This is a genomic window from Pseudoalteromonas sp. GABNS16E (genome assembly GCF_028598715.1).
Classification (GTDB): Bacteria; Pseudomonadota; Gammaproteobacteria; order Enterobacterales; family Alteromonadaceae; genus Pseudoalteromonas; species Pseudoalteromonas atlantica.
In genome coordinates, this window is the sequence record NZ_JAQREZ010000134.1 from 1 (window position 1) to 1,201 (window position 1,201).

Sequence of the window (1,201 nt, forward strand, 5' to 3'; positions counted from 1 at the left end):
GGTAATCTCCCCATTTTTAATGGAGGTTATCTGTAGAATTTTCGTTGTTTAACTTTTCCAGTTTTTGTATGGGTGTTATCCCACCTATGCCCATGTTAGGGCGTTCATTATTATAAGTCCATAACCAATCGGTAGCTTTATCTTGTAACTCACTAATATCACTGTAAATATAATGACTTAGCCAGTCATACCTAACCGTACGATTAAACCGCTCTACATAAGCATTTTGTTGCGGATTACCTGGTTGGATAAATCGTAATTCAATATTATTATTTAACGCCCATTCCGCTAACTTATGGCTAATATATTCAGGCCCATTGTCACACCTGATAGCTTTTGGCTTACCACGCCATTCTATAATTTGATTGAGCGAGCGGATCACACGGTCAGCGGGGAGTGATAAGTCAGCATCTATTGTAAGCCCTTCGCGATTGAAGTCATCAATCACATTGAATAAGCGACACCCTCTGCCATCAGATAATTGGTCGTGCATAAAATCCATTGACCAACATTCGTTAATGCCATCAGGTACTGCCAATGGTTCAGGCTTCTCCCTTGTTAGACGTTTTCTAGGCTTTATTCGCAGATTCAACTCAAGCTCACGGTAAATACGATAAACGCGCTTATGATTCCATGTGTAGCCTTTAACATTGCGCAAGTATAAAAAACATAAGCCAAACCCCCAATTACGCTGACATTGGCTTAAATCTAATAGCAATGCTGCAATTTTCTTATTTTCATCAGACAGTTTTGTCGTATAACGATAGCATGTTTCACTTATCATGAAAGTACGGCAAGCTAAGGCAATACTCATTTTATTTTTGCTAATGACTTCGTGTGCCAATACTTTGCGCTCAGAAGCCTTCACCACTTTTTTGCCATTGCCTCTTGAATGACCTCAGATTTTAGCCGCTCTTCAGCATACATTTTCTTTAAACGGCGGTTTTCATCTTCAAGTTCTTTCATTCGTGTCATTAAAGATGCATCCATGCCGCTGTATTTAGCGCGCCATTTATAAAAAGTTGAGTTGCCCATACCATGTTCACGACATAGCTCAGGGATCGGCACTCCGCTTTCAGCTTGCTTCAAAATAGTGAGGATCTGACTGTCTGTAAAATGTGCTTTTTTCATAATTTTCTCCTGTGTTTACAATAAGAGAAAATTCTACGTTTGGCATCTATTATTTTTCGGGGGGATTACC

1 protein-coding gene is annotated in these 1,201 nt (G+C 39.6%); it reads right to left on the reverse strand.

The annotated features are described in order from the left end of the window. Positions 1–16 precede the first annotated feature (16 nt). Positions 17–1,131, reverse strand: a protein-coding gene (locus tag PSI06_RS20955) for an IS3 family transposase (RefSeq protein ID WP_273605070.1) whose coding sequence is annotated in 2 segments (ribosomal slippage) — positions 17–879 and positions 879–1,131 — 1,116 coding nt in all. Because the reading frame shifts where the segments join, the coding sequence is not laid out codon by codon here. Positions 1,132–1,201 lie beyond the last annotated feature (70 nt).